The sequence below is a fragment of the Phocaeicola barnesiae DSM 18169 = JCM 13652 genome (assembly GCF_000374585.1).
Taxonomy (GTDB): Bacteria; Bacteroidota; Bacteroidia; order Bacteroidales; family Bacteroidaceae; genus Phocaeicola; species Phocaeicola barnesiae.
In genome coordinates, this window is the sequence record NZ_KB894651.1 from 104,760 (window position 1) to 120,952 (window position 16,193).

General features: G+C 43.9%; 8 protein-coding genes and 1 pseudogene. 1 reads left to right on the top strand and 8 read right to left on the bottom strand.

Annotated elements, in window-relative coordinates:
- Positions 1–107: 107 nt before the first annotated feature.
- From C510_RS0110305 to C510_RS17920, 8 genes and pseudogenes are all read right to left on the bottom strand, one after another.
- The gene (locus tag C510_RS0110305) at positions 108–1,334 is read right to left on the bottom strand and encodes an esterase (protein WP_025892408.1); all 1,227 of its coding nucleotides are present in this window, start codon (positions 1,332–1,334) and stop codon (positions 108–110) included.
- 30 nt (positions 1,335–1,364) lie between these two features.
- A complete protein-coding gene (locus tag C510_RS0110310; RefSeq protein ID WP_018711261.1) occupies positions 1,365–2,765 on the bottom strand; it encodes a carboxylesterase/lipase family protein in 1,401 nt (466 codons plus the stop codon).
- Positions 2,762–5,104: a glycoside hydrolase family 3 C-terminal domain-containing protein gene (locus C510_RS0110315; protein WP_018711262.1), complete on the bottom strand. Its 2,343-nt coding sequence runs from the start codon at positions 5,102–5,104 to the stop codon at positions 2,762–2,764. Before C510_RS0110315 ends, C510_RS0110310 begins: the two co-directional genes overlap by 4 nt.
- Before the next feature lie 314 nt (positions 5,105–5,418).
- Positions 5,419–6,534 carry an alpha/beta hydrolase-fold protein gene (locus C510_RS0110320; RefSeq protein ID WP_018711263.1) on the bottom strand — a complete coding sequence of 372 codons (1,116 nt, stop codon included), beginning with the start codon at positions 6,532–6,534 and terminating at the stop codon, positions 5,419–5,421.
- 81 nt (positions 6,535–6,615) lie between these two features.
- Positions 6,616–8,808, bottom strand: a complete 2,193-nt coding sequence (locus C510_RS0110325) for a glycoside hydrolase family 3 C-terminal domain-containing protein (protein WP_025892407.1) — start codon at positions 8,806–8,808, stop codon at positions 6,616–6,618.
- A 269-nt stretch (positions 8,809–9,077) separates the two neighbouring features.
- Complete coding sequence (locus C510_RS0110330) at positions 9,078–10,763, bottom strand: RagB/SusD family nutrient uptake outer membrane protein (RefSeq protein WP_025892406.1); 1,686 nt, start codon at positions 10,761–10,763, stop codon at positions 9,078–9,080.
- A 20-nt stretch (positions 10,764–10,783) separates the two neighbouring features.
- The gene (locus tag C510_RS0110335; protein WP_025892405.1) at positions 10,784–13,966 is read right to left on the bottom strand and encodes a SusC/RagA family TonB-linked outer membrane protein; all 3,183 of its coding nucleotides are present in this window, start codon (positions 13,964–13,966) and stop codon (positions 10,784–10,786) included.
- 110 nt (positions 13,967–14,076) lie between these two features.
- Positions 14,077–15,732: pseudogene (locus C510_RS17920) on the bottom strand (carboxylesterase/lipase family protein).
- 221 nt (positions 15,733–15,953) lie between these two features.
- On the opposite strand from C510_RS17920, the gene C510_RS17925 reads away from it, so the two are divergent.
- Positions 15,954–16,184 (top strand): two-component regulator propeller domain-containing protein, encoded by a 231-nt coding sequence (locus tag C510_RS17925; protein WP_018711269.1) that lies wholly within the window; start codon positions 15,954–15,956, stop codon positions 16,182–16,184.
- Positions 16,185–16,193: the final 9 nt, after the last annotated feature.

A 16,193-nucleotide genomic window follows, 5' to 3' on the forward strand; every position in this document is an offset into this window, starting at 1 on the left:
AAGCAGTCTCTCCGCAAATAAACCTAATGTAAAATTTCACAAAGAAAGAAAACGTATCTTCCAAGGCCATCAAATCAGGATAAAACGATGAAGGCCCCAGACACTTTTCACTGGAAAATCTTTTGGGCAAACAACGTCAGATATACACGCCAATTACGCCAGATATGTCCTCCTTCCGTCTCCAGATATTCATAAGGATATCCCTTTTCGTCCAGATATTTCCGATAATCAGCATTTGATTTATACAAGAAATCAGTCTTTCCGATTGCTATCCAGTACAATTTGGGGTGAGCACCAAATAAAGCAGCCATCTGCCGATTGAATTCCGGATCAGCATTCATCTGTTCCAAGGCTGATTTTTTCGAATCGTTACCTCCATTCATAAAGATAGCAGCCGAAAACAATCCGACATAATCGAACATATCAGGATAAAGTTTAGAAATGGAGAAAGAATGTCCGCCACCCATGGAAAGGCCACAGATAGCACGATTCTTCTTACCTTTCAATACTCGATAATTCTTTTCGACATATTTCACTACATCCGGGAAACTTTCTTCCATGGAAGCAACCGGTTTGGATTCCATGTGCCCCATGAACGAAGGTTTATACATTCCTTTTGACCATTCGCCAGGAGCAGCCTCACAGTTCGGATTTCCATTTGTCATGACGACAATCATCGGTTTAGCCTTACCTTCTGCGATAAGGTTATCCATAATTTGAGCAGCACGTCCCAAAGTAGTCCAGGCATCCTCATCGCCACCGGCACCGTGTAACAAATAAAGCACCGGATAATGTCCTCCCTTATCATAGCCGGCTGGAGTATAAACAGTCATACGACGCTTCATTTTCAACGTAGGACTATCGTACCAGACTTTCGAAACATTACCATGAGGAACATCGTTTACACTATACAGGTCACCGGTATCCCCTTTCTCTTTTTCTACTATAAAAATATTGGTATAAGTCGCAATATCCCGACACATGTATACGTTTGAAGGATCCAGATAAGTCATTCCATCCACCTTAAACGTGTAAGAATACAATTCTGGAGCAAGTGGAGTTGTAGTATAAGTCCAAACGCCACCTTTTTCCTCCTTCAACGGAGCCACACCTGGCTGCTCCATTTCACCCATAGGAGTAGGAACTTTCACCTGAGGCAAAAAATCACCTGTGACTTCTACTTTCACAGCCTTCGGAGCATAAAGCCGGAAGGTTACAGTACCGTCGGCGTTTACCTCTGGAGATACGATCTGGTTTCCACCGAACAAAGCCTGCTGAGCCCAGGCCATACTAGCCCATAAGGCACAAGCTAAAATACTCAATAATTTCTTCATAATTTCTCTATCATTAAATAGTTATCTCAATTATTTTACATTCAAATCCTGTATATAGGTATTTGCCTGCGTACAAGGTTTCCATTCCGGCAAATCATCTCCATTGGGATTACCCGTCTTGGCAAAATTTGTCCAGTAAGAAACCATGCGGTCGCTAAGTTCATAATCAGCAGCCTCCATAGGTCTCCAGCATTTATCTAATGTACCAAACATATACCACAACTCACTGGAATGGAACGCACCTTTCATAGCTCCAAAACCGCCCTTGGGGTCAGGCATATCCTCACCCGGTAAATCACGGCTGAAGCAATAGACATAAGCCGGCATGCGTCCTTGACGTTCAAGCAAAAGACTCCAATCAACAGCAGCTTGCTTCATTCTGTCCGGTGCGATATCTTCCGAGGTATACCCTATCATATAAGGGATATCCAGTTCCTTGTTCTGTTGTGCCACCTCATAGACCGATTGCTCCAACAGCTGTCCATCCACACAAGGACCATAAGGTAATCCACTGAAGGTTTTCTGCTGTTTCATATAATTCATCATTATTTCCTGGAACCGGGCAGCCGGGCAGTTGCGCATTTGTTCCAAAGTTGTACAGCCTGACATGCTCCACATAGCCTTTCCCTTTTCTTCAGCATTTTGCAGAGAGTCTGTAGAAATAATACCTCCTAATCCACCTCCACTCTGTATGATGGCACGTTGTATATAACCTTTTGCCATCGGGGAAGAGATTAAAGCCTGTACACTTCCGGCCCCTGCACTTTGTCCGAAAAGTGTCACATTATCCGGATCGCCTCCAAAAGCAGCGATGTTACGTTTCACCCACTTCAAAGCAGCCAACTGATCGAACAATCCGTAATTACCGGAACCTTTCCCGGCATTTTCGGCTGTCAATAACGGATGAGCCAAGAAACCGCACATGCCTAACCGGTAGTTCAATGTGACCAAAATAACCCCTTTTTTTGCATACGCATCACCATCAAACTCAATTTCATGTCCGAAGCCATTCTGGAAAGCACCACCGTGAATCCACACCATCACCGGAAGTCTGCTATCCTTCTTGCCGGCAGCCGGTGTCCATACATTCAGATATAGACAGTCTTCACTCATTTCCGGATTACCGTCCTGATAGAATTCTTTCCAATAAAAAGAACCTTCGGTCTGTCCCCCCTGCAATGAAGCGGCGCCGAAACGATCACATTTCTTCACTCCTTCCCATGGTTGTACCGGTTGTGGTTGCTTCCAGCGTAAATCACCAACTGGAGGAGCTGCATAAGGAATACCTTTATAAACCATCACTCCTTCTTCATCTATCACTCCTTCAATCTGTCCGCCATCCACTTCAAGTACAAGATTTCGAGTGCACGAAGCCATCAGTGCTCCCCAAAGGAAAGCACAGATGGCAGTATGAAACAAACGCTTCTTCATCGTTTTACCATATCATTTTCAGCAATCTTATAAAGAGGTCTCATGGCATCGTGTACTTTTACTTTCTGAGACTTGGTCACTTTCTGTTCTACCGTACACCGGACATCAGCCGAAGAAGTGGCAGCCATCCACTGATATGTACCTTTAGCCAATTCCCAAGAACTGTTCTTCTCATTAAACGAAGCCATATCCATCAGTTTCCAGGACAATGTTACAACTTCCGTTTCGCCCGGCTGTAACAACTTGGTCTTTGCAAAAGCCTTCAGTTCCTTGGCAGGTTTCTCGAGACCACCTTCCGGAGCCTTTACATAAAGTTGTACAGACTCTTTACCCGCACATTTACCTGTATTGGTCACAGCCACCTTCATTTCGCAATCTTCGGCATCCATATCCGATGATACTACTTCAAAACCAAATGTTGTATATGACAAGCCATGTCCAAACGGATAAGAGACTTCCTTACCGAAAGTATCGAAATAACGATACCCTACATAAATGCCTTCTTCATAATCAGTAAAATCGACATTACGTTCCGGTTCCTTCGGTTTTTCTTCCTTCTCTTTCGATTTGAAATTCATGCCACTGCCCATAGCGAAGGAAGGCATCTTGAACTCGTAATCATACGGGAAGTTAGCGTCAGACGGCGCATCACCATACTTCACAGCAAAAGTCATAGGTAAGTGTCCTGAAGGATTTACCTTACCAGTCAACACATCAGCAACACAATTGCCGACTTCCTGACCAGGCTGGAAAGCACATAAGACTGCATCTACCTGGTTTTTCCATGAAGCGGTCTCAACCGGGCTACAGATATTCAGGACAACCACGACCTTCTTGCCTGCAGCATGATAAGCCTCAGCCACCTGCTTGATGAGGGCTGTTTCATTCTCCTTCATGTAGAATTCCTCTACACGTCTATCCGAAGCCTCACCACTAGTACGTCCAAAAGTAAGGATAGCCACATCGTTGTTCTTCACCTGAGCCGCCAATTCCTCTGCTGTAGGAACAAATTCTTCTGCACGCTTAAGAGGGGTCAACGAGAACGGAGGTCTGCCATTCGGGTAAAGACGTTTCTGTTCATCGGCCAGATGCTTTTTATACTGCTTAATCAAATCAGCATCTACAGTATAGCCGGCATTACGCATACCTTCTACCAGCGAAACAGTATAATAACCTACTCCTGTGCTGCCGAAGCCCATTCCGGCAGGTACCATATCATAGGAAGTAGTTCCATACAAAGCTACATTCTTAATACCGGATGCCAGCGGTAAAACATCACGGTTATCCAACAGGACAATACCTTCTGCTCCTATGGTACGGTCAACTTGTGCATGAGCCTTCAAATCGGTTTCATTGGCATATTCATAATCGGCGAATGTATGACACTTCACCACCAGTTCCAAAACACGTTTTACATTCCGGTCCAGAACAGCCTCATCCAACGTACCGTTCTGTACAGCTTCCAGGATAGCCTTATACTGACGATCCTGCCCCGGCTGCAACATGTCATTTCCTGCTTTCATGGAAGTTACAGCATCCTTACCGGCATTCCAGTCGGACATTACAACTCCCTTGAAACCCCATTCATCACGCAGGATGTTCTGAGTCAAATCAATATCCTCACAGGTATATTTACCATTCACCTTATTATATGAAGTCATAATGCTCCACGGTTGTGATTCTTTAACAGCGATTTCAAAACCTTTCAGATAAAGCTCACGCAACGGACGTTGTGCTACTCTTGAATCGTTGTTGTTACGGTTCGTTTCCTGATTATTTACAGCAAAATGCTTCAAGCAAGTCCCTGTCCCTTGACTTTGAACACCGTTAATGTAACCTGCCGCTATTTTTCCCGTAACTACCGGGTCTTCTGAATAATATTCATGATTACGTCCACACAACGCATTACGCATCAAGTTTGCCCCTGGAGCCAACAGGACATCCATACCATAATCCTTCACTTCTTCTCCCAGTGCAGCTCCTACCTGAAATGCGGCATTAGGGTCGAAGGTCGCGGCTACTGTTGTACCTGAAGGGAACTCTGTAGCATAATAAAACCGGCTGTCAAAATCACGTTTTACACTCATGGCCAAGCGATGCGGCCCGTCAGCCAAATAAACTGAAGGGATTCCTAGACGAGGAATATCGTAGGTACGTCCCGCTGTACCCGGAAACTTGACTCCATCGCCCATAGACATTCCACAGCCGATTACCATGCGTACCTTTTCTTCCAAAGTCATCTGACCGATCACTTCATCAATGTTACCGGCATTCAGTTTCACCTGTGCCTGTGCGGCAGGGACAGCCATGCATAAGGCTGCAATACCAATGCCTACCATTCTAGTAATGCTTTTCATTTTCGTAACAGATTTATGTAATTCATATAAATTTTATCACCCCACTGCCTCGGAAAGCAAACCGGTTCCTGTCCAGTTTACCTCTACGTCCCTTGACAGGGAAAGCAGTGGCGGAACCATCCGATTCCGATAGCGTAAAATTAGCGGAAACGGCCGGCATAGATTATCCGATTTGTGCAAAAAACTAACACAGATGTTCAAACGGCCGGCTCATTCACTGAAATGTAGAACCTGCCATTCAAAAAATACAGTTATGGCAAACATCATTCACAAGTTGTCATAACTGTACTGTTCATTTAATCTTTAAATAGCTTTTGCGCCAAATTGTATAAATCATTACGCCAGGTATGCCACGTATGTCCGCCCGGAGCTTCCGAATATTGATACTTAATGCCCGCCGCATCAAACAGCTTCAGCATAGCTTTACAATTCTTATAAGCAATATCCTCCGGACCTCCCTGAGTAAAATGTAATACACGGACCGTCTTATTGAAATCAGCTGCAATTTTCTTCAGATATGCACCTCGTTCCGCATACATTTCCGTATCGTCTTCAAACCAGCCTGAGCTCAAGACCCACAGGTAACCGAACTGATGATAATGATTCAATCCTGCTTCCAATGTCTCCATTCCTCCCATAGACAAACCGGCTAATGCACGATGATCTTTATCTGTCAGCACCCGATAATTCGCCTCAATAAAAGGAATAATATCATTCATCAAATCTTCAGCAAACAAAGGGACCTCGTCCATCAAATTTTCCGACGGAATAGTCCCGTTCGGCATTACTACAATCATCGGCTTGATTTTACCTTCAGCCAATAAATTGTCCAATATATTGCCAGCACATCCTACAGTGGGCCAGGAATTATCTGTATCACCCCCACCATGAATCAGATACAAAACAGGCAGATTATCCGAACCTTTTTCATATCCAGCCGGGGTCCATACATGTAAACGACGAGTAGTCTTCAAAGATTTGGAATAGTAATAGCGTTGGGCAATCGCGCCATGAGGTACCTGCTTCATTGCAAAGAAATCATTCCCATCAGATTTTACACTCATCAACGCCGATGTTTCACTTGCCTCTGGAGATTTGGGATCAAACACCTTTATCCCATCAACTAAAAAATGATAACGGTAAACACCGGCTTTCACTTCCGGTACCTTTATAGACCAAACGCCGGCGTCCGATTTCACGACTTTCAACTCTTTTCCCCATGGAACAATATCACCGCCTATACGAACATTCTGCGCCTGAGGCGCATAGATACTTAGCACCACACTACCATCCTTTTCAATCCGAACAGATTGAAGCGTATCGTTAGGTGTAGGAGCCATTCGCCATTGTGCCTTCAACGGAAAGCATAAAAAAGCCCCCAGTGTCCAAACCAATATTTTTTTGTATTTCATAACCTTCTACTTTCTTTTAATACAGGAATTGTATAGAAATCCAGTCCGAAGACCAAATTTCCATACAATTCTTTACGGCAATCATTTATCACCAGTCAATTGTACTTCTCCTTCCAGACGAATGTCTGCGGAAGAAGCGCCTACCAATAACCTAACCTTACCAGGTTCAACAACAAATTTATCTTGTGCTTCATTCCAGTATCCGAAATCAATCTTAGGAATCGTGAGAACAACTTCTTTCACTTCGCCGGCAGTAATCGGGACACGAGTAAAAGCACGTAACTGCTTCATCGGTCGTTCAACCTTAGAATCCGGGTAACTGGCATAAAGCTGCACGACCTCTTCGCCGTCGCGTGAACCTGTATTTTTCACCAGGACTTTCACTGTAACATGCTCATCATCTTGTTGGATGGATTCTATCTTCTGATAATCAAAGGTAGTATAGCTCAAACCATATCCAAACGGATAAAGTACATCACCTTTATAATACATGTATGTACGTCCGTTCCTAATATTATAATCCATCATATCAGGCAAATCAGTAATATCTTTCACCCAGGTCTGTACTGTCCGTCCGGCAGGATTTACCTTACCAAAAAGAACATCGGCCAAGCCATTACCCTGTTCCTGGCTGCAGTGAGTTATATGTACAATGGCAGGAAGATGTTCCTGACTCCAATTGATGGTGTACGGGAAACTACTAACCAATACCAATACCGTATTTGGATTCACCTTAAAAACCTGCTTTACCAAATCTTCATCGGGCAACATCAATGACTTTCTGTCTACTGCTTCACGCCCATCGCTCGGAACCGGACAAAAGAACCAGTCCGGACGCGTACCGAATGGATGGTTACCCACACATACCAAAGCAACATCAGCCGCAGCCGCAGCTTTTACAGCCTGGTCAATCCCGTTATTGGGCGCATAAATAACTTCAGTATCCTTATTTACGGCCTCACGTATACCTTTCAATATGGTAGTCTCGTATTCAGGAGTTCCACTGTACCAATCCTGTACAATTTTACCGGCGTATGGTCCAATGACTGCAATCTTTTTCAGTTTCGAAGCATCAAGCGGCAACAAACCTTGACTGTTCTTTAGAAGAACGACCGATTTGGCAGTAACCTCACGTGCCAATTGGCGGGCATCTTCCTGTTGATATGGAGGTATTTCATTCGGGTCCGTTCCAATCGTACGATAAGGGTCCTTGGAATCTTTTCCATCCAACAAGCCCAGTTTCAATGCGACATACAAATTACCTCGGATAGCCTTATCAATATCGGCCTCAGTCAAATAACCTTTTTCTAAAGCCTCCTTAATATATGGAAGATACTCATCCAAGAATTGTCCTGTAGTAGCCTTCACCACCGCTGCAGCCCCTTCTGCCAAGGTCGGAAAAGCGTGATGAGAGTTTACCAGCAGCTTCAATGCGCCACCATCGGTACAAATGATACCGTTGTTCCCCCATTTCTTACGGGTAATCTCCTCCAGGCAAGGATGAATACACATCGCGATGCCATTCCATCCATTATACGCTGCCATAAATGCCCTGCTACCGGCTTCCGTAATACCTTTATAAAAAGGATACGCATAATATTCATAGAACAAGCGCATATCGAAATCACTTGAAGTACTGTCTCGTCTATCTTCATTGCTGTTAGCCAAGAAGTGTTTCATCAAAGCAGCAGTACGCCAGTAGCGCGGATTATCTCCCTGTAAACCTTCAATGTTGGCCACGGTCAGACGAGCAGTCAGAAACGGGTCCTCACCAAAACTTTCTTCCGTACGTCCCCACCGTGGATCGCGTGCCAGATTGGCGTTTGGAGCACGCATAACCAATGCTGTCCGCTTGTTTTCGGGACGCTGCATATAATAACGTGCCTCGATTGAAGCCTGCTCCCCTACTTTCTTCACCAAATCAACGTCCCAAGTAGAACCGAGTCCATAAGATTGAGGGAAAATGGTAGTCGGACAATCCTTAGGAATCATACGTCCGTTTTCTCCCTTCTCACGTCCTCCCCAAGCTGCCGGTCCCCCCAAGGCCAAGCCATGCAAACCCTCATGATGTCTGCAGGGGAGAATTCCTAAACGGGGAACAGCCAAATCACTTCCCAACAGGGTTATCTTCTCATCAAGCGTAAGTTCCTTGAGTAGAAGATCAATGCGCTTCTCATCCGGAAGTTTCATATTCTGAAACTTATAGGCATCTTGTGCATAAGAGGATAAACATACCATTACGCACGATACCAAGAAAAATGATTTTATCTTCATGCTGACTTGAATTAAATTTGTAAACCACATCAACAGGAGCCAGTCGCCCCAATTCCGTTGATATACTCCATAATCATATATCTTTACTTCATCCAATCTCACTTACCCCATGAATCAGAGAAGTCAAAAATACGATTTATTATCCAGAGTCCAGGTCGCCTTTACCTGTCAGCCTTGACGGAACAGGCTATTATCACTCCAGGCCAATCAGGTAAAAGCAACACAAGAAATCCTTTCAAACCATTCAGGAACAAGTACCTGACAGCGCCTTAATCCCAACCTGGATTCTGTTTCAATACACCATTGGAAAGCGTTATCTGTGTTTCAGAAATCATGGAAAGGCCTTTTTTATCAATAATATCTTGAGCATTAATTGTTATTTCCGCAGGGGCACCTGCCGTCAAGACCGGAACATTCTGAACCGCCAGTTTATTGGCTGCATATTCAATACCTTGACGTAGCAAGTCCCAATAATTGATTCCTTCAAAAGCGAACTCAAAACGACGTTCCTCCATGATATTCTCCTTTGTGGCAGCTTTGGCAACATACAACGGGGACAAACTTCCGTCTTTACCTTTGAAAGCACGTTCACGAACTTTATCGAAATAAGTCTGAGCATTAGGGCTTCCCAGTTCGGCAGCCATCAGCAAGACATCAGCATATCGTACCAGTACATAATCCTGATGATTGCTAATCATAAGATTTCCTGTACCGTCTTCTTTGGCCGCGCTCTGGCCGTTAGTGAAGGCAAGCGGAGCATATTTCTTGATATAATAACCTGTATATTCCTGCGATCCGCTGATACATACGCCAAAATTCGGATTGTCTTCCAGTCCTTCTCCCTTCGCATCAATGATTGAAGCCTCACGACGGGTATCCCCTTCTTCATATTCCTCAACGAACAGCGGATTTACCGGAGCATACCCCCATCCGTACATATAGGGAGCAATTCCAGTGGTCGTACGCATCGCAATATTTACTTGCCAGGTATTTCCATCGTTGTTACCTGCATAGTCTCCCGTAGCTGTACACTTTACAGCCAGAACGGTCTCACTATTTCCATCGCCTATATAATCACCGTAAAGGGTTTCCACATCGCCTACTTCAGCCTTCCCTGCACAGGCAGCCGGCCATAGACGTCTGTATTCCGGTACCAGTTCGAACTCGCCGGAAGCAATGATATCTTCTACAGCAGCCAAGGCCTCTGCCTTAGTCACATCGGCAGGCTCAGTACCATAATAACCGGTATAATACAGATAGGCACGTGCCAGTATGGCTTCAGCCGCATATTTAGTAATATGCCCATCGTTGGTAGATGCCTGACTCTTAGGATAGGCATCGGCCGGAATATTTTCAATCGCATATTTCAAATCACTAAATATCAATGCATACACATCGGCCGGGTCTGCCTGAGGAACATTTTCATTAGTAGGCTCTACCACCAAAGGTATATTTCCGAACTGCCGCACAATATCGAAATACAGGATAGCACGGATGGCACGGATGGCACGACATTCACCCATGTATAAATTACGCTTGCTGTCCGACTCGTTCCACTGTATTCCTTCTTCACGGGTTATCAATTCATTACAACGGTAAATACCTGAATAATAACCAGCCCAACTGCTACCGGTCGAAGATGGGTTCTGTGACAAGTCGAAACGGTCTATCAGCCGCATGCCGTTACCGTCAGCAGCCCCTGATCCTCCAAAACATTCATAACCCATAATCTCCGACATGACCAGGAAATTAACCGGTGAATTACAGGTTGCCAATCTGAAACCGTCGTAACAGCCCAACAAAGCCCGATAAGCATCCTTTTCCGTCTTATAGAAATTACCGGTAGTAGATTCTGTCTTGGATTCTACATCCAAGAAACTTTGAGTGCAAGATGTCATTCCCAGGCCTAAGCATAAAAAACTTGCCCCTACTATATTGAAATTTATCTTTTTCATACCTCTTTTACTTTTACAAATTAGAATTTAAGATTAACACCTACCAGCACAGTACGTGGACGTGGATAATATCCGAGGTCCACACCTGATACCCATGCATTCGAATCGGCACCATAACCGACTTCCGGGTCCATACCGTTATATTTGGTAATAGTCAGCAAATTCTGAACCTGGAAATACAAGCGAGCCTGTTTGAACGCTTTGAAACGGAACAGTTTAGAGAAATCATATCCCAAGGTCAAAGTACTGAGACGCAAATAATTGCCATTGTGTATATACAAATCAGAGAATTCCCAGTTAATGTTAGAATCAGTTACACGAGGTATCCTGTTGCTGGTTCCTTCACCATGCCATCTTTCCAGAATTTCCACTGTATAATTAGATTGAGGACGAGTGTGGTTACGATAAGACTGGACAATCTGATGTCCGAAAGCGCCATTGGCAACCAACGACAGATCAAATCCTTTGTATTCAAAACCGATATTGAAACCAAGGGTAAAATCAGGGATACCATTACCCAGATTCACCTTATCGTCATCATTAATAACTCCATTGTGATCGACATCTACATAACGTACATCACCGGGTTGAGGGTCAGCCTGAAGAATGCCATTACCCGCAGCACGCCATTCTTCGATTTCTCTTTCATTCTGGAATATTCCAGCAGTCTGATATCCCCAGAAATAACCGATAGGTTCTCCATTCTCGGCACGGTAAAACTCAGCAGCATTGTTATACAATTCGTTACTACTACCATGAATGATACCGTCTTCGGTCGGGATTTTGCCCACCTTATTCTTATTGAACGCTCCATTCAGACTGATGTTGTATGAAAAGTCTTTACCGATATTATCATTCCAGGTCAAGGCAAGTTCTACACCTGTATTCTTCACATCTCCTCCATTGATGTAAGGAGCACCGGTACCGGTTGTATTCAGAATAGGAGCCTGGAGCAACCAGTCTTTTGTACTTTTGATATAAAAATCGAAGTTTATGCCCAAACGGCTAGCAAAAAAGCGGGCATCAAATCCGATATTAGTCTGTTCTGAAGTTTCCCAGGTAAGTGCTTCATTCGACAAACGACTAGGATAAGCTCCCCAGTTAGTACCCAAAGCGCTGGCTTCTACCGCAGTACTGTTTCCTGAAATACCATAAAAATAATGCACATTTGTCATCTTGATAGGAGCCAGATACTGATAATTGTCAATATTCTGATTACCTACCTGTCCCCAGCTGACACGCAGTTTCAAGTAATCCAGCCAACTGCTCGTATTTTTCATAAACTTTTCATTCGTCAGAATCCAACCGGCAGATATGGAAGGGAAGAATCCGTAACGGTGTCCACGTGCAAAACGGGAAGAACCGTCCGTGCGCACCGTAGCATTCAACATATAAGTTTCTTTCCAGTTCCAACCCAAACGGGCAAAATAAGATACTGTACGTGTTTCGTCCAACGGATAACCGCTAACGCTCATACCTTCAGCTGTAGAAGAACCGGTAGCATTTGTAATGAAAGCATGGTCCCAATTGTCAAAACCTTCTCTTAAACCACCGTTGGAACCGCTTAAATAAGTACCGCCATACTGATAGGACTCCATACCAATCAAAGCGTTGAAAGCATGGTCCTCTATATTCCAGTCATAAGTAGCCGTATTTGTCCAGGTCAGTTCCAGTGTATGCCGCATATTCTGAGTCACACTGGTACGTGTATTACGACTTTGTGAACCGAACTGATACAGCGGTGAGAAACTACGATATTCGTTTGTATAGTAATTGGCACCAAATACTGTTCTGATTTTCAAATTCTTAATCGGTTGTAACTCTGCATATACGTTTCCAGCAAAGAAAGCATTCTTATTTTCATTGTTGGTTGCGGTCATCATAGAACCGTATGGGTTACCGTCTTCCGGGTTCCAGTCAGAATTAGATGTATCATTATAAGGTGAATCGTAAATATTGTTGTCACTGTAAATCGGAACAAAAGGAGCAGCACTGTAAGCACCACGCAAGGTATTGTTATACTGGCCTCCTACTCCGATACCTGTATTTCTTCTGTAAACGAAGCTCACCTGTTCACCGACCTTCAGCAAGTCCTTAAACAGATTATGCTCTGAATTTACACGGAAATTATAGCGGGAATAGTTGGACACATCTTCACCGCCGATGATACCTTCCTGAGACATATATCCCATCGAAATAGAATACTTGGAAGTAGATGATCCTCCTGACACACCTAACGTATAGCTCTGTAATTTAGCATTATCCTTAAACATCGCTCCCAGCCAGTCAGTATCATACAGATTTCCATTGGCATCATAGATTGATTTATAGCTACTCCAATCATATGGAGTTGAGTTACCGCTGTTGAGGCGTTGTTCATCCATAATCATCATGTATTGCTCTGTATTCAGCAGCTCGGCCTTCTTTACGACATTCTGGACACCATAATATGCATCGAAAGAAACTTCGGCCTTTCCCTCTTTACCGCTCTTGGTCGTTACCAATACAACACCGTTAGCAGCCTGAGCACCATAGATTGCGGCAGAAGCTGCATCTTTCAGGATATCAATACTTTCAATATCGGCAGGATTCAAGTTAGAGATATCGCCACGCACTCCATCAATCAAATATAGAGGTTCTGCATTACCGACGGTTCCAAGTCCACGAATACTGACTTTCAGTTCAGAGCCAGGTTGCCCTGAAATAGAAGCGATATTCACACCAGGGGTCTGTCCTTGCATGGCCTGTAAAGGATTCGTTGTATTCAACTTAGCGATATTCTCACCTTTCACCTGAACGGTAGCTCCTGTCACCAGTTTTTTCTTCTGTACTCCATAACCGACAACTACTACCTCATCAAGTACCTCATTATCTTCCTCCAATACGACATTAATTGTAGAGGAAGTACCGACTTTGACAGACTGAGTCTTGAAGCCAATGTATGAGAAGACCAGTGTTTCTCCCGCATTGACATCCAAAGAATACTTACCGTCCAAATCCGTAATGGTTCCCATAGAAGATCCTTGTACTTGTACACTAACACCAATCAACAGAGAACCATCAGTAGCAGAAGTAACTTCACCTGTTACCTTTTTTGCCTGAAGTGTTGCGGCCTGTAAACCGGTAACCGCCAAAACAAACAATAACCATACAACACAGCATAAACGCATACCTGTGTTGCTTTTCTTACATGTTTCTCTCATACTCAATTAGTTAAGGTTAATAATATCCAAAGTAATGTATCTCAAATCCGTTTCATGGCCTGGCTTCAACCAGTCAGACCATGAAACAAAAAGACTGATAGAAAAGCATCTTATTCGGAAAGAGACTTACGGGCCTCTCTATCCGGATCGTATACTACCTTACATTCATCATTCAGCATCATTGTGGCCCCCTTCTCGGCTGTATATTCAGGCCATTCCGGAAGACTTGCACAACTAGGATTACCGGTACGCATGAAACTTAACAAGGCATCGGTCATCTTGATAGAAAGATCGCGCGGACGTTTACCACCGCCGGTATGAGTCAGCATCAAATCTGTATTCTTCAGCCAAAAACAGATATCCAGACAATGGAACGCACGCATACGTCCATCAAACAAAGGAGGATTCCACCCGAACCATGCGAGATAAACAGGAGCAGCCTGAGTCGCTTTGGCATTGGCAGTAGCTATCACCTTATCACGGGCGCTCATAATCAAGCCTAACCGTTCAATAGGCTTTTTGTCTGGAAACGCCTTTTCATAAGCAGCAACAATCCCCTCTCCATTACCGCCTTTCAGTTTGTTCACCCATTCTACCAGCTGTTTCCGGTCTATTTTCTCCAATTCAGCATTGTCACGGCTTATAGAGAACTCACACGTTGTGGTACAGAACAGCATAGGAACCTTACTGGACGGAGCCTGTGCATCCGAATAAAAAATATCCATCGGAACATGGAAACCATCACCCACCGGTCCAAAGGCTCCACGCATCATTCCATTTCCTCCGTTCTGTTCGTTATACTTAGCCGCTGCACGATTAGCCAAAGCAATATAACCCAGCCATGGCATCTCTTGAAGTTTGTTCATTTCAGAGGGTTTCAAGCCCGCTTCTTTCAATATAAATTTCCCCAAAGAAGAACTGTAGTTCTTATCAATGGCTCCCGTGGTATTCCCACTTAATGCAACTGCCTTATGCACAAGCCCTTTTGTTTCAGCCATAGCCACTAAAGACTTTGGCGCCACCACCAGACTGTCCCATGATAGTTACATTATTCGGATCGCCTCCGAATTGTTCTATATTTTCGTGTACCCATTTCAAACCTGCTACCAAATCCAATATACCGACGTTACCGGACTCGGCAAATTTCTTGTTATCCACCCCTGAAAAATCACTGAAACCGATAGGACCCAGCCGATGATTCATTGATACAAACACAATATCGCCATAACGGCTGATATTTTCCCCTTTATAACCGTCCTGTTCAATAGCATTCCCATTTGTAAAGCCTCCGCCATGAAGCCATACCAACACCGGACGTTTCTTTCCGTCGGTCAATCCTGGTGTCCATACATTCAACATCAGGCAATCCTCACTTACGTCATAATAATTCCAATGGTCTGTAAACGTACTGTAACTGTTACGGTATTTTCCTTCCGTAATCTGAGGTGCCGTGTCACCCCAAAATACAGCCGGTCGGATTCCCTCCCAAGGTTCCGGTTCTTTAGGTGGCATAAAGCGGTTCTCACCGGCAGTACTGGCTCCATAAGGAATTCCACAAAAGGTATATACACCTCTTAATATATACCCTTTACCTTTCCGTACTTGGTTTGCGCAATCGCAATGGAATCACCGATGAATAACTGTTGCTCATCCTGTACATCCACCTTCTGTTCGGCCTTTCCCGAACATCCAGTAAGCCCACACAACAAGGTGCCCAAACAAAGTAAGGAAACACCTTTCGTCAAACTTAAAATGCTTGTTTTCATAGTTTTCCCCCTTTTAATTAACACTTATAAAGGTAGGAAATAAAGGAGAAAAAAGCTTTTCATCTTCTTGACGGCTCTTATCAACAATTACAAATGCACTTGTCAATTTCTTTATAATAGTTTTCAAAATCTTCATTTTCTCCTTAAATGCATTTTTACTGGTACTTTTCTTGGAAAATTTACCTATTCTACCTAAACTTGCAATTGAAAAACACACCGACATGAGAAGCTTCCTTTATTTGATATTCTACGCCTGCATAACATTACTGGCTACGCCAAAATCCAGTCTGTATGCCCAAGCATTTTTGTTTGGGAACATCTCAAGTAACTTCATCACTTCCTTTGCTGAAGACTCCCAAGGATATATCTGGATAGGAACCAATCATGGTCTCAACCGGTACAACGTTCCAATTATGCCATCTTCTATGCGCAAAAAGATTCAACGGCCTTAAACAGTGACT